The sequence below is a fragment of the Gemmobacter caeruleus genome, from assembly GCF_008271655.1.
Taxonomy (GTDB): domain Bacteria; phylum Pseudomonadota; class Alphaproteobacteria; order Rhodobacterales; family Rhodobacteraceae; genus Gemmobacter; species Gemmobacter caeruleus.
Genome location: NZ_VKKX01000022.1, coordinates 491,774 through 512,922 on the forward strand (window position 1 = coordinate 491,774; position 21,149 = coordinate 512,922).

Below are 21,149 nucleotides of genomic sequence, written 5' to 3' on the forward strand. Positions count from 1 at the left end.
TGACCATTCCGCTTTCGCAGAACACGGCCTGTCAAACCTTGATCCATATCAACCCAAAGGCCACTCGCGCTTGATCGAGGTCAATGCGGCACAATGGCATAGTGCATAGATTTACAACAGTTTCCACTCACCTGAGGAGCGATTGAGATGAGCTTCAGATCCATGATGACGATCGTGACCTCGCCCGAGGACGCAAATCCCGCCATTTCAGGCGCGGCGCAGTTGGCGCAACTGACCGATGCGCATCTTGATGCGCTGGCCCTGGGCGTGGACCGCACGCAGGCCGGCTATTCCTATCTGGGCGGCGGCGGGGTGTTCCTCCAGGTCGCATTGGAACGCGCCGAGACCGACGCCCGCGAGGCCGAGGCCGCCGCGCGCGCGGCCCTGGAAAACCAGCCCGTTTCGCTGCGCTGGTCGCTGGAAAGTGCCGTGGCGCAGGTCGGGGCGTTGAATGAACTGGTGGCGCTGCGGGCGCGTTTCGCCGATCTGGTGGTGTTGCCGCGCCCCTATGGCAAGGGCAAGGGCGTCGAGGCCGAAGCCGTGCTGGAGGCGTCGCTGTTCGAGGGGCAGGCCCCGGTGCTGGTCCTGCCCGAAAAGCCGCTGCCCGCCGCCCTGCCCCAGCGGGTCGTCATCGGCTGGAACCAGAGCCGCGAGGCGATGGTGGCGGTGCGCCGCGCGCTGCCCTTCCTCAAGGCGGCCAAGCTGGTGGATATCGCGGTGATCGACCCGCCGCAGCACGGGCCGGAACGGTCTGATCCGGGCGGGATGCTGTGTCAGCTGCTGGTCCGCCATGGCATCAAGGCCGAGGTCTCGGTGCTGGCGCGCACCATGCCGCGCATCTCGGACGTGCTGAACCGGCATGTGCGCGACATGGATGGCGACCTTCTGGTGATGGGCGCCTATGGCCATTCCCGCTTTCGCGAGGCGATTCTGGGCGGGGCGACGCGCAACATGCTGGAACAGGCCGAAGTGCCGGTTTTCATGGCGCATTGAGGCCCGCGGCGGGCCTCTTTCACGCCGGGGGCGGCCTCAGCCCCATCTTTCCCGGCTGTCGGCGGGCGCCTCATCGCGCGCCGACAGTCCGTAATCGCGCAGCACTTGCGCGACGCGCAGCCGGTAATCGCGACACACCCCGCCCCGGCCAAGCGCCTGGGCACGGCGGTGTTCGGGCTGGTTGCGCCAGTGGTGCAGCGCCTCCTCGCTGTCAAAGAAGGACAGCGACAGCATCTTGCCCGGCGTGGTCAGGCTGCTGAACCGTTCGACCGACAGGAAGCCCGGCACCCGCTCCAGTTCCGCGCGCAGGGCGGCGGCCTGATCCAGATAGTCATCCGCACGCCCCGGGGCCGGCTCCACCTCGAAGATCACGGCGATCATGGCGTCCCCTTCTGCCCATGCGGCGCCGAGGCCAGCCGCAGAAAGGTGCGATCCTCGCGCAGGATGAAGCGTTCCTTTTGCGCAAAGGCGTAATTTTTCTGCCCCAGCGGATCGGCGGCCAGCCGCGCGCGATAGGCCTCGTATTCCGCCAGCGAGGGGATGTTGTAGATGCCATATGCCAGCGTCGAAGACCCCTCATGCGGGGCGAAATAGCCGATCAGATCGGCGCCGCAGCGCGGAATGGCCTGGCCCCAGTTGCGGGCATAGGTTTCAAACTGCGCCCTTTGGGTCGGGTCGATCTGATAGCGGATGATACAGGTCAGCATGGGGCCTCCGGCAATTGCTCTGCCCCCATATTGCCTATTGTCCGCAACTGATGTTTCGATCAGGATCGAAGCATGAAGGATGGACCCGATATCGCCCTGACCGCCGCGCTGATCGGTGACCCGGCCCGCGCCAATATCCTGTCCGCGCTGATGTCGGGCAAGGCGCTGACCGCGCGCGAGCTGTCGGATGAGGCTGGGATCACCGCGCAGACCGCCTCCAGCCACCTGCGCAAGCTGCTGGAGGGTGGGCTGATTGCCGCGACGGCACAGGGGCGGCACCGCTATTTCACCCTGTCCGGCGCCGAGGCGGCCCGGCTGATCGAGGCGCTGATGGGCTTTGCCGCCGCGCGCGGGCAGTTGCGGCACCGCACCGGGCCGCGCGACCCGGCCTTGCGTGCCGCGCGGCTGTGCTACAACCATCTGGCGGGCGAGGCCGGGGTTCAGCTTTACGAAAGCCTGATCGCGCGCGGCCATCTGATGCTGGCGCCCGACGGCCCGGCACTGACCGGGGCGGGCACCGCCTTTCTGCACACGATGGGCATCGCCCCCGAGGGGCTGCGCCGCAAGCCGCTCTGCCGTGCCTGCCTTGACTGGAGCGAAAGGCGCAGCCATCTGGCCGGGCCGGTCGGCCAGGCCTTGCTGACACGGATGCAGGAAATGGGCTGGATCACCCGGATCGGCGACAGCCGCGCGCTGCGTTTCACCCCGACGGGCCGCGCGGCCTTTGACCACGCCTTTCCGCCGCCGGGCTGATCAGCCCAGCACGCCGCCATCGCTGTCATCGCCCGCCTCGTCCATCAGGCGGTCGAAATCGGGGATCGTGACATGGCGCTTGCCATCCAGATGGATCACCCCGTCCCGCTTCAGCGCCGAGATCTGGCGGCTGACGGTTTCCAGCGTCAGGCCCAGATAATCGGCCATCTCCTCGCGCGTCAGTGGCAGATCGAAGATCAGCGCGCCCTTGGGCGTCTTGAGCCGCAGGCTGGCATCGCGCCGCGCGATGATGCCCAGCAGCGAGGCGATCTTTTCGCGCGCGGTCTTGCGGCCCAGAAGCAGCATCCATTCGCGCGCGGCATCCAGCTCGTCCAGCGTCATTTCCAGCAGGCGCTGCGCCACGCGCGGCGTCGTCACCATCATGTCTTCAAAGGGTTTCTTGCGGAAACAGCACATGACCAGATCGGTGGTGGCCGTCACGTCATAGGCGGCGGTCGCCCGGCCCGGACGGCCCACGAAATCCGACGGCAGCAACATGCCGACCATCTGGCGCCGCCCATCCTCAAGCGTCTGGGTCAGCGTGGCGATGCCCGACACGACGGAGGCCACGAAATCCATCCGGTCGCCCGACCAGATCACGGTCTGGCCGGCCTGATAGCTGCGATAGTATTTGATCTGCTCCAGCCGGGCCAGTTCGTCCGTTTCGCAACGGGCGCAGACGGCGCGGTGGCGGATCGGACAATCCCCGCACTCGTGATGCACAAGGTGCATGTCCTGCATCTGGCTTCCGTTTCCTGACTTGATTTACATCAATGCTGTTTCGCGGCGTTCCGGCGAATTTATCCCCATGGAACAGGAATCGCAACTCGCCCGGCTCGGTTTGTTCGACGCCCGGGTGCCCCGCTATACGAGCTACCCCACGGCGCCGCATTTCGGCGATGCCGTGTCGTCAGCACTATTTACCACCTGGATCGAGGCGATCCCGCCGGGGGCGGAGATCTCGCTCTATCTCCATGTGCCGTTTTGCCGCAGGTTGTGCTGGTTCTGCGCCTGCCGCACGCAGGGCACCGCGACCGACGATCCGGTCATCGCCTATGTGGAGACGCTGAAAGCCGAACTGGCGCTGCTCAGGCGGCATCTGGCGCCGGGGGTGCGGCTCAGCCGGCTGCATTGGGGCGGCGGCACGCCCACGCTGTTGCAGCCCGGGCTGATCCGCGATCTGGCCGGCACGATCTTTGACATCGTGCCGATGGGTGAAGGCGCCGAATTCTCGGTCGAGATCGACCCGGACGAGGTCGATGCCGCGCGGCTGGATGCGCTGGCGGCGGCGGGGATGAACCGCGCCTCGATCGGGGTGCAGGACTTCGACCCCGAAATCCAGAAAACCATCGGCCGGATCCAGCCCTATGAACTGACCCGCGATGTCGCGCTGATGATCCGCGACCGCGGGGTCAAAAGCCTGAATGCCGACATCCTCTATGGCCTGCCCTTCCAGACCCAGAGCCGCATCGCGGATTCGGTGCAAAAGCTGCTCAGCCTGTCGCCCGACCGCGTGGCGCTTTACGGCTATGCCCATGTGCCATGGATGAGCCGGCGCCAGCAGCTGATCCCCTCGGACGCGATCCCCACCCCGCAGGAGCGCCTGCGCCTGTTCGAGACCGCCGCGCAGTTGTTCGGCTGGGACGGCTATGAGGCGATCGGCATCGACCATTTCGCACGTCCCGATGACGGGCTGGCGGTGGCCGCGCGCGATGGCCGGCTGCGGCGCAATTTCCAGGGCTATACCGACGATACCGCACAGGTTCTGGTCGGGCTCGGCGCCTCGTCGATCTCGCGCTTTCCGCAAGGCTATGCGCAGAATGCCTCCGGCACCTCGGATTACACCAAATCGGTGCGCGCGGGCCGGTTCACCACGCATCGCGGCCATGTCTTCACCCCAGATGACCGCCTGCGCGGCCGCATCATCGAGGCGCTGATGTGCGATTTCCGGGTGGAACGGGCGGAACTTCTGGCGCAATACGGCGCGACCGAGGCGCAGGTTCAGGCGATGTTCGCCGCCGCGCAGGCCCAGTTCGGCGACATGGTCCGGCTGGATGCGCAGGGCCTGTCGATCCCGCCGGCGGGGCGGCCGCTGACGCGCATGATCGCACGCGCCTTCGACGCCTATGACCAGAGCAAGGCCAAGCATTCGGCCGCGATCTGACCCCCTGCGCGACCGCGTTCAGTGGTCGCGCAGAAAATCGTCCTCGACCTCGGCCACGTCAAAGCCCATGGCCTCCAGCCCGGCCTCCAGGTTTTCGGCCAGATGCGGCATGCCCATCAGATATTGATCGGTCGGCGCCGCGCGTTCGTTGAAGGCGGTTTCCACCGCATCCGCGAAATCGCCCGCTTCATAGACGCCACGCCCCACCCAGGCCAGTGCAACCAGATGCGCCTGTTCATCCTCGTTCAGGCCCTGAATGAAGGCGTGCAGCTCGCGCTCGCCCATATTGCCCTCACGCGACTGGTAGATGATGTGCACGACCTTGGCAGGACTGATTTCAAGCATTTGGGGCCTCCTGCCGGCGATGGTGCGCTTTCGCCGCGCGCGAGACAAGGGCCAAGATGCCCCGGATTCGGTCACGCCCCGCGCCGGATGGATCGGGGGTTGACCGGGCCGGAAGAGGCCGCCCATAAATTAAGCAGGGCGGCACACCATGCCGGGCCGCCGCGGTCTTTACCTGTTCACGAAAGGTTCAGCTTTTGCTGTCAGGCCTGACGGACAGACACATGCCGGAGGAAGGGCTGAATGTCTCAATATCTTCGACTGGCGACGTTTGCGGGCAGCGTGATCGGCCTGTTCCTGTCGCTCTTGCTGCTGATCTGGTTCCCGGCGGCCTGGTGGATCGCGCTGCTCTGCGCGGGGCTGGTGCTGCTGGGGCTGCGTGATGTGACCCAGACCCGCCACGCCGTGCTGCGCAACTATCCGATCATCGGCCATTTCCGCTACTGGTTCGAGGATATCCGCCCCGAGATCCGGCAATATCTGATCGAGGGCGACGAGGATGAGGTGCCTTTTTCGCGCGAACAGCGCGAAATCGTCTATCAGCGCGCCAAGAACGTGGAGGACAAGCGCCCCTTCGGCACCCGCAAGCGGGTTTATGACAGCGGATATCAATGGCTTACGCATTCGATCCGCCCGCGAAAGATCGACAGCAACGATTTCCGCGTGACCATCGGCGGCCCCGATTGCAAGCAGCCCTATGACGCCTCGATCTACAACATTTCCGCCATGAGCTTTGGCGCGCTCTCGGCCAATGCGATCCTGGCGCTGAACAGCGGCGCCAGGAAGGGCGGCTTTGCCCATGACACCGGCGAGGGCGGCATCAGCCGCTATCACCGCCAGGGCGGCGGCGATCTGATCTGGGAACTGGGTTCGGGCTATTTCGGCGCGCGTGCAAAAGATGGCAGTTTCGATGCCGGCCGCTTTGCCGAAACCGCCGCCGATCCGCAGGTCAAGATGGTCGAGCTGAAACTGTCGCAGGGTGCCAAGCCCGGTCAGGGCGGCGTGCTGCCCGGCGCCAAGATCACGCCCGAGATCTCTGAGGCGCGGGGCGTGCCCATGGGGGTGGATTGCGTCTCGCCCGCTTCGCATTCGGCCTTTTCCACGCCGATCGAGATGATGGAATTCATCGCCAGGATGCGCGAACTGTCGGGCGGCAAACCGGCGGGGTTCAAGCTCTGCATCGGGCATCGGCGCGAATTCATGTGTATCGTCAAGGCGATGCTGGAAACCGGCATCACGCCCGACTTCATCGTGATCGACGGCAAGGAGGGCGGCACCGGCGCCGCCCCGATGGAATTTGCCAACCATATGGGCATGCCGCTGGTCGAGGGGCTGACCTTCGCCCACAACACGCTGCGCGGCGCGGGATTGCGCGACCGGATCAGGCTGGGCGCCTCGGGCAAGCTGATTCACGCCTTCGACATCGCCAAGGCACTGGCGCTAGGCGCCGACTGGGCGAATTCGGCGCGCGGCTTCATGTTCGCGGTCGGCTGCATCCAGGCGCAAAGCTGTCACACCAACCACTGCCCCACCGGGGTCGCCACGCAGGATCCGGCCCGGCAAAAGGCGCTGGTTGTGCCCGACAAGGCCGAGCGGGTCTATAATTTCCACAAGAACACGCTCAAGGCTCTGGGCGACATGTCCGGGGCGGCGGGGCTGCTGCATCCGTCGGGCTTTCTGCCGCATCACCTGCTGATGCGCGAAAAGGACCGCGACATGGTCACCGGCGACGAGGTGTATCCCTACATGCCCGAGGGGTTTCTGCTGCGCGAGGATGACGATCGCTTTGGCTATCTCAAGCGCTGGCGCCGCGCCCGTGCCGAGCAGTTCGAGCCGCATGACGGCGGAATCTGAGGGGGGGGCCGGAAATTCAAAAGGCTTGGGTATTGCTACCCAAGCCTTTGAAAACAGTGGTGAGCCCGACAGGATTCGAACCTGTGACCCACTGATTAAAAGTCAGTTGCTCTACCAACTGAGCTACGGGCCCGCCGTCTGTGAGCGGCTAACTAAGGGGTTGGCCGCAGGGGGTCAAGAGCGAAAAATCACAAAAATGCGTCCGTCTGGCAAATAACCTGAAATGGGGGTAGAAGGCCCGCATGACACAGGCATTTCCCCGGGGCCTGCCGTTCATGAAGATGCACGGCGCAGGCAATGATTTCGTGGTGATCGACTCGCGCGGGCGCGGGGCGGTGACGACCCCTGCGCTTGCACGGGCCGTGGGCGACCGCAATCGCGGCGTCGGCTTTGATCAGCTGGCCGAGATTCGCGATTCGGATGTCGCTGATTTCGCTCTGGATTTCTGGAACAGCGATGGCAGCCGCGCCGGGGCCTGCGGCAATGCCTCGCGCTGCGTCAGCGATTACATGATGCAGCAGACCGGCCGCGACGCGGTCAGCTTCGTGACACAACGCGGGCGGCTCCATGCGCTCCGCCTGGCCGATGGCCGGGTCAGCGTCAACATGGGCGCGCCGCAGCGCGACTGGGCTGAGGTGCCGCTGGCGCATGCCGCCGACACGCTCCATCTGCCGCTGCCGGGCGATCCGGTCGCCATTGGCATGGGCAACCCGCATTGCGTTTTCTTCGTCGCCGATGCCGAGGCGGTGGACCTGCCCGCCGAGGGGCGTCGTTTTGAAACCGACCCGCTGTTCCCGCAGCGCACCAATGTCGAATTCGCAAGCCTGACCGCCCCCGACCGCCTGCGCATGCGGGTCTGGGAACGCGGCGCCGGCATCACGCTGGCCTGCGGATCTGGCGCCTGTGCGACGGCGGTGGCGGCGCATCTGCGCGGGCTGACGGGGCGGCATGTCACGCTTGACCTCGATGGTGGCGTGTTGGAAATCGACTGGCGCGACGACGGGGTCTGGATGGCCGGCCCGGTCGCGCGCAGCTTTGACGGCGTGCTGCCCCCCGCCTTTCTGGACGGACTGCTGTGAGCGCGCCGGTCTTTTCCACCCTCGGCTGCCGCCTGAACGCCTATGAGACCGAGGCGATGAAGGAACTGGCCGCCGCTGCCGGCGTGGAAAACGCCGTGGTGGTGAATACCTGCGCCGTCACCGCCGAGGCCGTGCGCAAGGCCAAGCAGGAAATCCGCCGTCTGGCCCGTGAAAACCCCGGCGCGCCGGTGATCGTCACCGGCTGCGCCGCGCAGACCGAGCCCGCGACCTTTGCCGCCATGCCCGAGGTGACGCGCGTGGTCGGCAACAGCGAAAAGATGCAGGCAGAGACCTGGGCCGGGCTGCGGGTGCCCGACCTGATCGGCACGACCGAAAAGGTGCAGGTCGATGACATCATGTCGGTGCGTGAAACCGCCGGCCATCTGATCGACGGGTTCGGCCGTCACAGGGCCTATGTGCAGGTGCAGAACGGCTGTGATCACCGCTGCACCTTTTGCATCATCCCGTTTGGTCGGGGCAATTCGCGGTCGGTCCCGGCCGGGGTCGTGGTCGAGCAAATCCGGCGCCTGGTGGACAAGGGCTTCAACGAGGTGGTGCTGACCGGGGTGGACCTGACCAGCTGGGGCGCCGACCTGCCCGCCGCGCCGCGCCTGGGCGATCTGGTGATGCGCATCCTGCGCCTGGTGCCGGACCTGCCACGCCTGCGCATCAGTTCGATCGACAGTATCGAGGCGGATGAAGCGCTGATGCAGGCCATCGCGACCGAGCCGCGCCTGATGCCGCATCTGCATCTGTCGCTTCAGGCCGGCGATGACATGATCCTGAAACGGATGAAGCGCCGCCACCTGCGCGACGACGCGATCCGCTTTTGCGAGGAGGCGCGGCGCCTGCGCCCCGAGATCGTCTTTGGCGCCGACATCATCGCCGGTTTCCCGACCGAAACCGAGGAGATGTTCGCCAACAGCCTGAAACTGATCGACGATTGCGGCCTGACCTTCCTGCATGTCTTTCCGTTCAGCCCGCGCAAGGGCACGCCCGCCGCCCGCATGCCGCAGGTGAAAGGCCCGGCGATCCGCGACCGCGCCGCCCGTCTGCGCGCGGCGGGAGAGGCCGCACTTGCGCGACATCTGGCGGGCGCCATCGGCCAGACTCACCGCATCTTGCTGGAGGGGCCGCGTCTTGGCCGGACCGAACAATTCACCGAGGTCAGCTTTAGCCAGGCCCAACCCGAAGGGCAGATCGTCACGGCGCGCATTACCGGGTTTGCGGATGGCCGGCTGACCGCCTAGGCTGCCGTGAAAACCGGAGCGCGCCATGGGTCATGACCACAGCCAGCATAGTGACGACAACCGCCTGGAGGCGCTGCTGACCGGCATCACGCTTGTCGGTATGGCGCTGGCCACGCTGGACGCCTTTGCCCTGCCCGGCATTTGGGGGCCGGTCGGGCTGGCGGCGGTTTATCTGGCGGCGGGTGTGCCGACGCTGGCTTCGGCCCTGCGGGAGCTTTGGCATCACCGGCGGCTCGATATCGACCTGCTGATGGCACTGGCCGCGCTGGCGGCGCTGGTGGTCGGGGCCGCGCTGGAAGGCGCGGTGCTGCTCACGCTCTTTGCCATATCCGAGACGCTGGAACATCGCGCCATGGGGCGCGCGCGTCGCGCTGTCGAGGCGCTGATGGCGCTGCGCCCCGACAGCGCCTTTCTGAAAACCGCCGAGGGTGTGACCGAGGTCGCCTCCGACAGGCTCGTGCCCGGTGACATCGTGGTGATCCGCCCCGGCGGCCGCGTGCCGAGCGACGGGGTGATTGTCGGCGGCGAGGCCTCTATGGACCTTTCCACCCTTACCGGCGAATCCATGCCCGTTCACAAGGGGCCGGGCGACAAGGTGTTCGAGGCGACGGTGAACCTCAATGCCGTGCTGGAGGTGCGCATCACGCGCGCCGTGGCCGAAAGCACCGTGGCGCGGATGGTGCAGCTTGTGACCGAAGCGCAGGCCGCGAAGGCCCCGTCAGAGCGGTTTTCCGACTGGTTCGGCCAGCGCTATACGGTGCTGGTGCTGCTGGGGTCCGGCCTGGCCTATCTGGCGTTTCTGGCGCTTGGGGCGGGGCATGACATCGCGCTTTACCGCGCCGCGACGCTGCTTGTCGCGGCCAGCCCCTGCGCGGTGGTGATCTCGGTCCCGGCCGCGATCCTGTCGGCGCTGTCGGCGGCGGCGCGGGGCGGGGTGCTGTTCAAGGGCGGTGCCGCGTTGGAAAATCTGGCGGCCGTGCGCGCCTTTGCCTTTGACAAGACCGGCACGCTGACCACGGGCCGGGCCGAGGTGACAGGCATCCATGCCGCCGATCCGACCCGTTTTCTGCGGCTGATCGGCGGGCTGGAGGCGCAGTCGGAACATCCGATCGCCGATGCGATCCGCCGCCGGCTGGCGGCCGAGGGGCTGACCCCTGCCCCCGTCACCGACGTGCAGGCCCACCCAAGCGAGGGCATCACCGGCCGCGATGATGACGGGGCGATCTGGGCCGGCAATGCCCGGATGGCTGCGCGCATGGGCGCCACCCTGCCGCATCTGGACGGGGTCAGCGACGGTGCCGAAACGCTGATCTGGCTGGGGCGCGGGGCGCAGCTTCTGGGCGGCACCACCGTGGCCGACCGCCCGCGCGACAGTTCGCGCGCGGCACTGGCGGGGCTCAAGGCCGCGGGGACCGAGATCGCACTGATGACCGGCGACCGCCGGCCGGTCGCCCTGCGCATCGGTGCCGAACTGGGCCTGTCTGCACCCGAAATCCATGCCGACCTGCTGCCCGAAGACAAGGTCCGGCTGGTGGGCAAGCTGGCCGAAAGCGGGCGCGTGGCCTATGTCGGTGACGGGGTCAATGATGCCGCCGCACTGGCGCGTGCCGATGTCGGCATCGCCATGGGCGCCGCCGGCAGCGAGGTCGCGCTTCAGGCCGCCGATGTGGCGCTGCTGTCGGACGAGATGGGCCAACTGGCCGCCGCGCAGCGGCTGGCGAAGCGCACCGCGCGGGTGATCCGGCAGAACCTGGCCTTCGCGCTTGGTGCCATGGTGCTGCTGGTGATGGGGGGCCTGTTCTTTGAACTGCCGCTGCCGTTGGCGGTGCTGGGGCACGAAGGCGGCACGGTTCTGGTGGTGCTGAACGGACTGCGCCTGTTGGCCGACCCGATCCGCAAGGTGTGAAAAGGGCGCCCGAAGGCGCCCTGATCAGTTCTTCATCCCATCCCAGAAGCTTTTGACTTTCTTGAAGAAACTCGACGCTTCGGGGTTGTTCTCCTCGCTCAGCTTTTCGAATTCGCGCAAAAGCTCTTTCTGGCGGGCGGTCAGGTTGACCGGGGTTTCCACCACCAGTTCGATCAACAGATCGCCCACGCCGCCGCCGCGCAGGGCGGGCATTCCCTTGCTGCGCAGCCGCATCTGCTTGCCCGTCTGGCTGCCCGGCGGCACCTTGACGCGCGAACGTCCGCCGTCGATCGTCGGCACCTCGACCTCGCCGCCCATGGCGGCGGTCGCCATCGGCACCGGCACGCGGAAGAACAGATGCACGCCGTCGCGCTGGAAGATCGGGTGTTCCTTCACCTCGATGAAGATATACAGATCCCCCGTCGGGCCGCCGCGCAGCCCCGCCTCGCCCTCGCCGGCCAGGCGGATGCGGGTGCCCATCTCCACCCCGGCGGGGATGTTGACCGACAGCGCGCGGTCCTTCTCGGTGCGCCCGGCGCCGCCGCAGACCTTGCAGGGGTTCTTGACCATCTGCCCCATGCCGTTGCAGGTGGGGCAGGTGCGTTCGACCGTGAAAAAGCCCTGCTGCGCCCGCACCTTGCCCATGCCCGAACAGGTCGGACAGGTGACGGGTTCGGCGCCCCCCTCGGCGCCGGTGCCGTGGCAGGCATCGCAGGCGACCGAGGCTGGCACGTTGATGGTTTTCTGGACGCCCTGATAGGCCTCCTCCAGCGAGACGCGCAGGTTGTAGCGCAGGTCGGATCCGCGCTGCGCCCGGCTGCGCGCGCCCCCTGGCCCGCCGCGACCGCCCATGAAATCGCCGAACAGGTCTTCGAACACGTCGGAAAAGGCGCTGGCGAAATCCGCCCCGCCGCCCTGGAATCCGCCGCGCGGCCCGCCGCCCCCGCCCATGCCGCCTTCAAAGGCCGCATGACCGAACCGATCATAGGCCGCCTTCTTGTCGGCATCCTTCAGCACGTCATAGGCTTCGTTCACTTCCTTGAACTGCGCCTCGGCATCCGGGTTGTCGGAATTGCGGTCGGGGTGCAGCTCCTTGGCCTTTGCGCGGTAAGCCTTTTTCAGCTCATCGGCCGAGGCCCCGCGCGCGACGCCCAGCACCTCGTAATAGTCACGTTTCGCCATGGATCATCCCCTATCGGCGAAGGGCGGCCCGTTGCCGGACCGCCCCCCTGCCGTGTCGCGCGGTCTTACTTCCGCTTGTCTTCGCCGAGATCTTCGAAATCGGCATCGACGATGTCGTCATCCGCCGCGCGGGGGCCATCTTCGTCAGCGCCATCGGCCTCGGCCGCCTGCGCCTTGTAGATCGCCTCGCCCAGCTTCATCGCGGCCTCGGTCAGGTTCTGGATGCCACCCTTGATCTTGCCCGCGTCTTCGGACTTGAGGGTTTCCTCCAGCGCGCCCATGGCCAGTTCGATCGCCTCGACGGTGGAGGGGTCCACCTTGTCGCTGTGTTCGGCCAGCGATTTCTTGGTCGAATGCAGCAGGCTTTCGCCCTGGTTCTTGGCCTCGACCAGATCCTTGCGCTTTTTGTCGGCCTCGGCATTGGCCTCGGCGTCGCGGACCATCTTGTCGATCTCGTCATCGGACAGACCGCCCGAAGCCTGGATCGTGATGTTCTGCGATTTGCCGGTGCCCTTGTCCTTGGCGGACACCGACACGATGCCGTTGGCGTCGATGTCGAAGGTCACCTCGATCTGCGGCATGCCGCGCGGGGCCGGCGGGATGTCTTCCAGATTGAACTGGCCCAGCAGCTTGTTGTCGGCCGCCATCTCGCGTTCGCCCTGGAACACCCGGATCGTCACGGCGTTCTGGTTGTCCTCGGCGGTGGAGAAGACCTGGCTTTTCTTGGTCGGGATCGTGGTGTTGCGGTCGATCAGCCGGGTGAACACGCCGCCCAGCGTCTCGATGCCCAGCGACAGCGGCGTCACGTCGAGCAGGACCACATCCTTCACGTCGCCTTGCAGCACGCCGGCCTGGATCGCCGCGCCAAGCGCCACGACCTCATCGGGGTTCACGCCCTTGTGCGGTTCCTTGCCGAAGAACTTGGTCACTTCCTCGATGACCTTCGGCATGCGGGTCATGCCGCCGACCAGAACCACCTCGTCAATGTCGCTGGTGGACAGGCCCGCATCCTTGAGCGCGGCCTGGCAGGGCTTCATCGACTTCTTGATCAGGTCATCCACCAGGCTTTCCAGCTTGGCGCGGGTCAGTTTCATGACCATGTGCAGCGGCGTGCCCGAGTTGCGGTCCATCGAGATGAACGGCTGGTTGATCTCGGTCTGGCTGGAGGAGGACAGCTCGATCTTGGCCTTTTCGGCGGCTTCCTTCAGGCGTTGCAGGGCCATCTTGTCCTGCGTCAGATCCACGCCATGCTCTTTCTTGAACTCGTCAGCCAGGTAGTTGACGATGCGCATGTCGAAATCTTCGCCACCCAGGAAGGTGTCGCCATTGGTCGATTTCACCTCGAACAGGCCATCGTCGATTTCCAGGATGGTGATGTCGAAGGTGCCGCCGCCAAGGTCATAGACGGCGATGGTCTTGGTGTCTTTCTTGTCGAGCCCGTAGGCCAGCGCGGCGGCCGTGGGTTCGTTGATGATGCGCAGCACCTCGAGCCCGGCGATCTTGCCGGCATCCTTGGTGGCCTGACGCTGGGCGTCGTTGAAATAGGCGGGCACCGTGATCACGGCCTGGGTGACGGTCTCGCCCAGGTAGGATTCAGCGGTTTCCTTCATCTTTTGCAGGATCATGGCCGAAACCTGCGCCGGCGAATATTTCTCGCCGCGCACTTCGACCCAGGCGTCGCCATTGCCGCCGTTCACGATGGAATAGGGCACCAGCTTGCGGTCCTTTTCCACCTCGGCATCGGTGACGCGGCGGCCGATCAGGCGCTTGACCGCAAAGACGGTATTGGTGGGGTTGGTGACGGCCTGCCGTTTGGCGGCCTGTCCGACCAGACGTTCGTTTTCGGTGAAGCCCACGATGGAGGGGGTGGTGCGGGCCCCTTCGGAGTTCTCGATGACGCGCGGCTGCGACCCGTCCATGATGGCGACGCAGGAGTTGGTGGTCCCGAGGTCGATCCCGATGACTTTGGCCATGATATGCTACCTCATTCTTTCGGCGATGTTATGGGGGCGGACCCTGACAAGGCTTCCGTCCCCGATCCCAGTGGAGCGGCGGGGCGGCCTGCCCCACCGGCTTCCCGGCGTATATAGGCAGGGGCTTTCAGGGCTGCAAGCGGGCAGGTGCGAGGAATCTCCGGCCAAAACCGCGAAAATGCGCGGCGTTCCGCCGGGCTAGTTCGCCAGCGAGCAACAGCCCGCAAGGGCCAGCGGCGCGGCCCCGCTTTCCTGCGCGGGGTTGAGGAAGAAACTGACCGAAATCCCGTAGGCGCGGTCGCTCATCCCGTCGCCGCAGGCCTCGGCCGTCAGGGTGGCAAAGCCGCTGCGGGCGGGGCCGTCGATCTTCCAGCCGATCTGCCCGGGGCGGCTGGCGCTGGTCAGGTGCCAGTCGATCCACAGGCCCAGCGGCCCGTTTTCATCGCCCATCTGGGCCAGCATCATGTTGCGGCGCGCCGGGTCATAGGCCAGCGACCAGAAGGGTTCGGTGCCAAAGCAGGTCATGGGGCGATCGAGGCTCAGCCAGTCCGGCCCGGCCTCGCGCGTGAGGAAGCGCCGCGCGACCCAGCCCGCGCCCTCGCCCAGGTTGACGCGGGCCCATTTGCCGTCCTGCGACAGGGCCACCACCTCGACCCCGGTCGCATCGGGCGGCAGGCTGCCCTGCTGCGCCGCCCCGGCATCGGGCGCGGCGCGCAGGTTCAGCACGTCATCGGCCGCAACCCCGCTGACACGGTAGAGCGCGGGCAGCGTCTCGGGCGCTGTTTGCGCCTGGGCGGGCAGCGCCGACAGCATCAGGATCGTCAGAAGGGCACGGATCATCGCTTGGCGCTCCAGCTTGCGGAAATGTGCTTGCGGGTGAAATATTCGCCCATCAGGCCCAGCATGACACAGGCGATGGTCACCTTCAGCGGATAGGCCAGTTCGGTGTAATGCGGGTGATAGTTTAGAAAGATATAGCCCCGCCCCTGGTCGATCGTGTGGAACAGCGGGTTCCAGTCGAACCATTGCCGAATGCGGTGCGGCATCGCATTGGTCACGAACATCTTGCCCGAGGCGATCATGTTGGCGCGCATGTAGACCTGCACGACGATGCCGAAGAAATCGGGCGACCAGGGCTTTGCCGCCAGAAAGATCATGCCGATCCCCACGCCCGAGGCCCAGGACAGGATCAGCATCCCCATGGCGCCGACCGGCTGGTGAATGGTGATGGGCGTGAAGGCGACGTGATAGACGAACAGCACAACCGCGGCTGAAAGAACCTGCAAATACAAGGCGCTGAGCGCCGATGAGGCGATGGCGACGATCGTGTTCATCGGCCGATGCAGCATCATGGGCGAGGTCGGCCCGTCTGACCCCGATACCGCGCCGATGGCCTTGGTATGGGTCATGAACATGAAGACGCCCGACATGACATAAAGCACGAAATTGCCGCGGATCGCATTGCCGCGCCCGCCCATGATGTTCATCATCGTGTAGAAGACCAGGATCAGCAGCACCGTCTGCACGATGTTCAGCAGCAGCCCCATGACGGCATTGCCATGGCTCTTGCGGACATGGCGCACCGCGGCATGGAAGATCAGCTCCATCATGCCGAATGCGGAGCCGAGCGACGAACGCGGCTGCTCTACCTGAAACATCTGCCTGACCTCATACGGCCGCCTCGGGGTATTCTGCGCGGGAAATCTTGCTGTTCCCTTAGCAAGCGATGATAAGGAGCATTGGAAATTTTCGCAACTCCGCTGGCCCCGCGCCCGGATTTGCCGCCAGAACCGGAGCCTTCAGATGGATTTCAACCGCCTTGTCCCCGTCATCCGCCGCCTTGCGCTTGAGGCCGGCGACCGGATCATGGAGGTTTACAACAGCCCCGAATTCGAGGTGAAGGCCAAGGGCGATGCCAGCCCCGTGACCGAGGCTGACGAGGCCGCCGATGCGCTGATCTCGGCCGGGTTGCAGGCCGAATTCCCCGATGTGCCGCTGATCACCGAGGAACAGGCCGCCAGCCACGCGCTGTCGGCCCGCACGTTCCTGATCGTCGATCCGCTGGACGGCACCAAGGAATTCGTGCAGCGGCGCGGCGATTTCACCGTGAACATCGCCTATGTCGAGGATGGCGTGCCGCTGCGGGGCGTTGTCTATGCGCCGGCGCAGGGCCGGCTGTTCTATACCGAGGCCAATGGCGATGCGGTGGAGGAGACCGGCGCGCTGGACAAGCAATCGCCCGGCACACGGCGGCGCATCGGGGTGTCGCTGCCCGACAATGGCGCGCTGATGGTCGTGGCCTCCAAATCGCATCGCGACGCGGCGACGGATGACTATATCGGCAAATACAATGTGAAGGACATGCGCTCGGCCGGGTCGTCGCTCAAGTTCTGTCTGGTGGCCACGGGCGAGGCCGATCTTTACCCCCGCCTTGGCCGCACGATGGAATGGGATACGGCGGCGGGCGACGCGGTGCTGCGCGGCGCGGGTGGCCAGATCGTGCGCTTTGACGACCACACCCCGCTGGCCTATGGCAAATCGGGCTGGGACAATCCGTTCTTCATCGCCTATGCCCCCGGGGTGGAGCTGAAGAAATGAGCGTGCTGATCGCCATTCCGGCCCGCTATGCCTCGACGCGCTATCCCGGCAAGCCGCTGGTGGTGCTGAACGGCCCCGATGGCGCCAAGACGCTGATCCAGCGCAGCTGGGAGGCGGCGCGCGCGGTCAAGGGCGCCGACCGGGTGGTGGTCGCCACCGATGACGACCGCATCAAGGCCCATGCCGAAGGCTTTGGCGCCGAGGTGGTGATGACCTCCTCTGCCTGCCAGAACGGCACCGAGCGCTGCGCCGAGGTGGCGGCGAAACTGCCGGGCTTCGAGATGGTGGTGAACCTGCAAGGCGACGCCCCCCTGACCCCCGCCTGGTTCGTGGAGGATCTGATCGCGGGCCTCCGCGCCGATGGTCAGGCCGATATCGCGACGCCCGTCCTGCGCTGCGATGGCCGCGCGGTCAGCAGCTTTCTGGCCGACCGTCGCGCCGGGCGCGTGGGCGGCACGACCGCCGTCTTTGGCACTGGCGGGCGGGCGCTCTATTTCTCCAAGGAAGTGATCCCCTATACCGGCAAGACCTATGCCGATGACGCGCCGACGCCGGTGTTTCATCATGTCGGTGTCTATGCCTATCGGCCGCGCGCGCTGCGGGCCTATCCGTCCTGGCCGGTGGGCCCCCTGGAAACGCTGGAAGGGCTGGAGCAGTTGCGCTTTCTGGAACAGGGGCGCAACGTCCTCTGCGTGGAGGTGGAGGCCCGGGGCCGCCAGTTCTGGGAGCTGAACAACCCCGAGGACGTGCCGAGGATCGAGGCCATGATGGCCGAGATGGCCGGCGCGTGACCGATCTGCCCACGATCAGCGTGATCGTGGCAAGCTGGCAGCGGCCGGACGACCTGCGCCGCTGTCTGGTCGCCCTGCATCAGCAGGACCACCCGGCGATGGAGCTGATCCTGGTGGCCGACCCCGCCGCCTGCGCGCAGGTCGGCGCGGCGCTGCCGCCGGTCAGCCGGGTCATCGCCAATCCCGGCGGCAATATCTCGGTTGCGCGCAATCTGGGGCTGGATCAGGCGGCGGGGGCGGTGGTCGCCTTCATCGACGATGACGCCGCCGCCGAACCGGGCTGGGCGCGCCGGCTGGCCGCGCCCTTTGCCGACCGTCAGGTGATCGCCGCGACCGGCTTTGTGCGCGGGCGTAACGGCATTTCCTTTCAATGGCAGGCGGCCGAGGTCGATCAGCTGGGCCGCGATCACCCGCTGGATCTGGCCGAACCCGCGCTGCTGGCCAGCCGCGCCGGGCGGGCGATCAAGACGCAGGGCACCAACTGCGCCTTTCGCGCCGCGACGCTGCGGGCGGCGGGCGGCTTTGACCCTGCCTATCGCTTTTATCTGGATGAGGCCGATCTGAACCTGCGGCTGGCCGGGCTTGGGCTGACGGCGGTGATCCCCGCGGCGCAGGTGCATCATGGCTTTGCTGCCAGCGACCGCCGCCGCGCCGATCGGGTGCCGCTGAGCCTCCATGAAATCGGCGCCTCCTCCATGGTGTTCCTGCGCCGCCACGCGCCCGAACGGCAATGGGCCGAGGGGCTGGAACTGCTGCGCGCCGATCAGCGCCGCCGCGCGCTGCGGCTGATGGTCGAAGGCCGGATCGAGCCGCGCGAGGTGGAGCGGCTGCTGCTGACGCTGGAACGCGGCATTGCCGAGGGTGCACGGCGGGCCCTGCCCCCCCTGCCCGCGCGACCTGCGCCCGACCTCGATCTTGCGCCGCTGCCCGGCACCGGCCCACGCCCGGCGCGCATCATCGCAGGGCGGCTCTGGCAGCGCCGGCGCCTTGCGGCCGAGGCGCGCGCGGCGGCCGAGGCCGGGGCGGTGGCGACCGTCATCCGCCTGTCGCCCACCGGCCTGCGCCATCGCGCGGGATTTCACCCCGACGGCTATTGGGAACAATGGGGCGGGTTGTTCGGCCAGTCGCGGCGCGACGACCCGGCCTTCCGGCTCTGGCGGTTCGGGGCGCGGGTCGCGCGCGAAGCCGCGCATTGGGCAAATCTTCGCCAAGGCTGACGGGGCGGCCTGACCTGCCCTTGCAGCGGCAGGGGCGCTTCGCCAGAAGGTGCAGAAAGCCCACGCGGCACGGGAACCGCATCCCCCGATTCGGATTTTCGCTGCATGGACATCGAAATTCCCCTATTCTGCCCCGCAATCGCCGGGCAGGTGATGAAAACACGCGATATAACGATTACAGAATCGAGCTGAACATGAAGTCGAGAAAGGTCACGAAGGCGGTTTTCCCGGTTGCGGGTATGGGCACGCGCTTTCTTCCGGCCACCAAGTCGATCCCCAAGGAAATCATGACCCTGGTGGACCGGCCGCTGATCCAATACGCCATCGACGAGGCGCGCGCCGCCGGGATCAAGGAATTCATCTTCGTCACCTCGCGCGGGAAATCCGCGCTGGAGGATTATTTCGACCACGCGCCCGAGCTGGAAAGCACGCTGAAACGCGGCGGCAAGACCGAGCTTCTGGACATTCTCAAGACCACCAACATGGATAGCGGCGCCATCGCCTATGTCCGGCAGAACCGGCCGATGGGCCTGGGCCATGCCGTGTGGTGCGCCCGGCGTCTGGTCGGCAACGAACCCTTTGCCGTGCTGCTTCCCGATGACGTGATCGCGGCGGAAAAACCCTGTCTGCAACAAATGGTCGAAGCCTATGAGCAGACCGGCGGCAACATGGTCGCCGCGATGGAAGTGCCGCCCGCCAAGGCCTCCAGCTATGGTGTGCTGGACATCGAGGAAGACATGGGCACCATGGTCCGCGCCAAGGGCATGGTCGAAAAGCCCAAGGCCGATGAGGCGCCGTCGAACCTTGCGGTGATCGGGCGCTATATCCTATCGCCCAAGGTGATGAACAACCTCAACAAGATGAAGCAGGGCGCGGGGGGCGAAATCCAGCTGACCGACGCCATCGCCGAGGAAATCGGGCCCGAAGGGACCGGCGTCTATGGCTATCGCTTCCGCGGGCAGCGCTACGATTGCGGCTCCAAGCCCGGCTTCCTTCAGGCCACCGTCGCCTTCGGCATGTCGCGCCCCGATCTGCGCGACGAATTCACCACCTATCTGCATGACGTGATCGCGCAGCAGAAGGCCGCGCAGTAAGGGCATGGGGTGACGCCGCGCCTGCTCGATCTGACGCGGCTGGTCTCGCGTCTGGGGCGGCCGGCGCTGACGGGTGTCGATCGGGTCGAACGGGCCTGGGCCGAACATTTGCTGAAGGGGGACGCCATACAGGGCGCCCCCCTTTTTGCATTGGTGCGCAACGCCTGGGGCTTTGCCCTGCTGGATGCCGCCGGGGTGCGGCGGGTGCTGGCGCTGACCGATGGCGCGCCGCTGGGCCCGCCCGACCTGATCGGCCGGCTGAGCCGCCGGGGGGACGCGCTGCGCGCCCGGGCCGAGGCCGAGATCCGCCGGATTGCCCTTGCGCGCTGTGCCGTGCCGGGGCTGCCGCGTCTGCTGCGCCGCCTGCCGGCAGAGACCGCCTATTTCAACATGGGCCATTCCAACCTGACGCCGCGCGTGATGGCGGCGCTGCGCGGGCCGGTGGTGGTGCTGATCCATGACACGATCCCGCTGGATCACCCGGAATTCACCCGGGCCGATATCCCGGCCGTCTTTACGCGCAAGCTGGCCGCGGTGTCCGCCCGGGCCGATCTGGTGGTGCATAGCGCCGCAGCCACGCGCGCCGTGACCGAGGCGCATCTGGCGCGGCTGGGGCGGGTGCCGCCGGGGATCGTCGCGCCGCTGGGCATCACCGCCGCCGCGCCGGGGGCGTATCAGGTGCCGGGGCTTGACCCGTCCCGCCGGTTTTTCGTGACCGTCGGCACGATCGAGCCGCGCAAGAACCACGCACTGCTTCTCGCGGTCTGGGCGGAGCTGGCCCGCCGCCTGCCGCCCGCGCAACTGCCGCAACTGCCGCAACTGGTGATCGCCGGCAGCCGCGGCTGGCGCAACATGGCGGTGTTTCAGGCGCTCGACTCCCGCCCCGCCGGCGTGATCGAGGTGGCGGGTCTGGGCGATGCGGCGCTGTCCGGGCTGATTCAGGCGTCGCAGGGGCTGCTGTTTCCCAGCCATGTCGAGGGCTTTGGCCTGCCCCCGATGGAGGCGGCAAGCCTGGGCGCGCCGGTCTGTGTCAGCGACCTGCCGGTGTTGCGCGAAATGCTGGGTGACTATCCGGTTTACCTGAAGCCGACGGATGTTTATTCTTGGTTGGAAACAATTGAACGACTTTCCGGGGTAGAACGCCTAACGGACAAGGGTGTGGGTGGCAAAGGAACGATGACGCGGCGCTGGATCGCCCCAACATGGGACGCACATTTCAACGCTGTCTTAAACATCGTCTGACAGG

The 21,149-nt window shown here is 66.5% G+C and carries 20 protein-coding genes and 1 tRNA gene; 12 read left to right on the forward strand and 9 right to left on the reverse strand.

The window, feature by feature from the left end; genetic code table 11:
• Positions 1–147 precede the first annotated feature (147 nt).
• Positions 148–993, forward strand: coding sequence for a universal stress protein (locus FOA17_RS09375; RefSeq protein WP_149141204.1), 846 nt, complete (start codon positions 148–150; stop codon positions 991–993).
• Positions 994–1,029: 36 nt separating this feature from the next.
• Here the strand turns inward: FOA17_RS09375 and FOA17_RS09380 are convergent, their stop codons facing one another.
• Together FOA17_RS09380 and FOA17_RS09385 are read right to left on the reverse strand one after the other, a co-directional pair.
• Complete coding sequence (locus FOA17_RS09380; RefSeq protein WP_149141205.1) at positions 1,030–1,374, reverse strand: antibiotic biosynthesis monooxygenase family protein; 345 nt, start codon at positions 1,372–1,374, stop codon at positions 1,030–1,032.
• Positions 1,371–1,700 (reverse strand): NIPSNAP family protein, encoded by a 330-nt coding sequence (locus tag FOA17_RS09385; protein ID WP_149141206.1) that lies wholly within the window; start codon positions 1,698–1,700, stop codon positions 1,371–1,373. Before FOA17_RS09385 ends, FOA17_RS09380 begins: the two co-directional genes overlap by 4 nt.
• Positions 1,701–1,772: 72 nt before the next feature.
• On the opposite strand from FOA17_RS09385, the gene FOA17_RS09390 reads away from it, so the two are divergent.
• Positions 1,773–2,453, forward strand: a complete 681-nt coding sequence (locus FOA17_RS09390; protein ID WP_149141207.1) for an ArsR/SmtB family transcription factor — start codon at positions 1,773–1,775, stop codon at positions 2,451–2,453.
• Here FOA17_RS09390 and fnrL read toward each other — a convergent pair whose 3' ends face one another.
• Positions 2,454–3,194, reverse strand: coding sequence for a transcriptional regulator FnrL (gene fnrL / locus FOA17_RS09395; protein ID WP_149141208.1), 741 nt, complete (start codon positions 3,192–3,194; stop codon positions 2,454–2,456). It abuts the gene before it with no gap.
• A 67-nt stretch (positions 3,195–3,261) separates the two neighbouring features.
• Here fnrL and hemN point away from each other — a divergent pair, with 67 nt between their 5' ends.
• Positions 3,262–4,617: an oxygen-independent coproporphyrinogen III oxidase gene (gene hemN / locus FOA17_RS09400; protein ID WP_149141209.1), complete on the forward strand. Its 1,356-nt coding sequence runs from the start codon at positions 3,262–3,264 to the stop codon at positions 4,615–4,617.
• Between the two features lie 18 nt (positions 4,618–4,635).
• Here hemN and FOA17_RS09405 read toward each other — a convergent pair whose 3' ends face one another.
• A complete protein-coding gene (locus FOA17_RS09405; RefSeq protein WP_149141210.1) occupies positions 4,636–4,962 on the reverse strand; it encodes a DUF3775 domain-containing protein in 327 nt (108 codons plus the stop codon).
• Between the two features lie 240 nt (positions 4,963–5,202).
• Between FOA17_RS09405 and FOA17_RS09410 the strand changes: the two genes are divergently transcribed.
• Complete coding sequence (locus FOA17_RS09410) at positions 5,203–6,813, forward strand: FMN-binding glutamate synthase family protein (RefSeq protein ID WP_149141211.1); 1,611 nt, start codon at positions 5,203–5,205, stop codon at positions 6,811–6,813.
• A gap of 57 nt (positions 6,814–6,870) precedes the next feature.
• Here FOA17_RS09410 and FOA17_RS09415 read toward each other — a convergent pair.
• Positions 6,871–6,946 (reverse strand) — tRNA-Lys (locus FOA17_RS09415).
• 109 nt (positions 6,947–7,055) lie between these two features.
• Between FOA17_RS09415 and dapF the strand changes: the two genes are divergently transcribed.
• Genes dapF through FOA17_RS09430 form a run of 3 tightly spaced genes read left to right on the forward strand, consistent with a single transcriptional unit; the run spans position 7,056 to position 11,048 of the window.
• Positions 7,056–7,892, forward strand: coding sequence for a diaminopimelate epimerase (gene dapF, locus FOA17_RS09420; protein WP_149141212.1), 837 nt, complete (start codon positions 7,056–7,058; stop codon positions 7,890–7,892).
• A complete protein-coding gene (gene mtaB / locus FOA17_RS09425) occupies positions 7,889–9,142 on the forward strand; it encodes a tRNA (N(6)-L-threonylcarbamoyladenosine(37)-C(2))-methylthiotransferase MtaB (RefSeq protein ID WP_149141213.1) in 1,254 nt (417 codons plus the stop codon). The genes dapF and mtaB overlap by 4 nt, the downstream gene beginning before the upstream one ends.
• Positions 9,143–9,167: 25 nt before the next feature.
• Positions 9,168–11,048 (forward strand): heavy metal translocating P-type ATPase, encoded by a 1,881-nt coding sequence (locus FOA17_RS09430; protein ID WP_149141214.1) that lies wholly within the window; start codon positions 9,168–9,170, stop codon positions 11,046–11,048.
• A 24-nt stretch (positions 11,049–11,072) separates the two neighbouring features.
• Here the strand turns inward: FOA17_RS09430 and dnaJ are convergent, their stop codons facing one another.
• From dnaJ to FOA17_RS09450, 4 genes are all read right to left on the reverse strand, one after another.
• A complete protein-coding gene (dnaJ, locus tag FOA17_RS09435) occupies positions 11,073–12,230 on the reverse strand; it encodes a molecular chaperone DnaJ (RefSeq protein ID WP_149141215.1) in 1,158 nt (385 codons plus the stop codon).
• A gap of 65 nt (positions 12,231–12,295) precedes the next feature.
• A complete protein-coding gene (gene dnaK / locus FOA17_RS09440) occupies positions 12,296–14,203 on the reverse strand; it encodes a molecular chaperone DnaK (RefSeq protein ID WP_149141216.1) in 1,908 nt (635 codons plus the stop codon).
• A 198-nt stretch (positions 14,204–14,401) separates the two neighbouring features.
• Positions 14,402–15,043: an SH3 domain-containing protein gene (locus tag FOA17_RS09445; RefSeq protein ID WP_149141217.1), complete on the reverse strand. Its 642-nt coding sequence runs from the start codon at positions 15,041–15,043 to the stop codon at positions 14,402–14,404.
• Positions 15,040–15,861, reverse strand: coding sequence for an ABC transporter permease (locus tag FOA17_RS09450; RefSeq protein ID WP_149141218.1), 822 nt, complete (start codon positions 15,859–15,861; stop codon positions 15,040–15,042). The genes FOA17_RS09445 and FOA17_RS09450 overlap by 4 nt, the downstream gene beginning before the upstream one ends.
• Before the next feature lie 145 nt (positions 15,862–16,006).
• Between FOA17_RS09450 and cysQ the strand changes: the two genes are divergently transcribed.
• The 5 genes from cysQ to FOA17_RS09475 all read left to right on the forward strand — a co-directional run bounded on the left by cysQ (position 16,007) and on the right by FOA17_RS09475 (position 21,145).
• Positions 16,007–16,801 (forward strand): 3'(2'),5'-bisphosphate nucleotidase CysQ, encoded by a 795-nt coding sequence (gene cysQ, locus FOA17_RS09455; RefSeq protein ID WP_149141219.1) that lies wholly within the window; start codon positions 16,007–16,009, stop codon positions 16,799–16,801.
• On the forward strand, positions 16,798–17,592 hold the full coding sequence (locus tag FOA17_RS09460; RefSeq protein WP_149141220.1) for a 3-deoxy-manno-octulosonate cytidylyltransferase: 795 nt from the start codon (positions 16,798–16,800) through the stop codon (positions 17,590–17,592). Before cysQ ends, FOA17_RS09460 begins: the two co-directional genes overlap by 4 nt.
• Positions 17,589–18,809 (forward strand): glycosyltransferase family 2 protein, encoded by a 1,221-nt coding sequence (locus FOA17_RS09465; protein WP_162528215.1) that lies wholly within the window; start codon positions 17,589–17,591, stop codon positions 18,807–18,809. Before FOA17_RS09460 ends, FOA17_RS09465 begins: the two co-directional genes overlap by 4 nt.
• A 194-nt stretch (positions 18,810–19,003) precedes the next feature.
• Positions 19,004–19,903, forward strand: coding sequence for a UTP--glucose-1-phosphate uridylyltransferase GalU (gene galU / locus FOA17_RS09470; protein ID WP_149141222.1), 900 nt, complete (start codon positions 19,004–19,006; stop codon positions 19,901–19,903).
• A gap of 9 nt (positions 19,904–19,912) precedes the next feature.
• Positions 19,913–21,145 (forward strand): glycosyltransferase family 4 protein, encoded by a 1,233-nt coding sequence (locus FOA17_RS09475; RefSeq protein ID WP_149141223.1) that lies wholly within the window; start codon positions 19,913–19,915, stop codon positions 21,143–21,145.
• Positions 21,146–21,149: the final 4 nt, after the last annotated feature.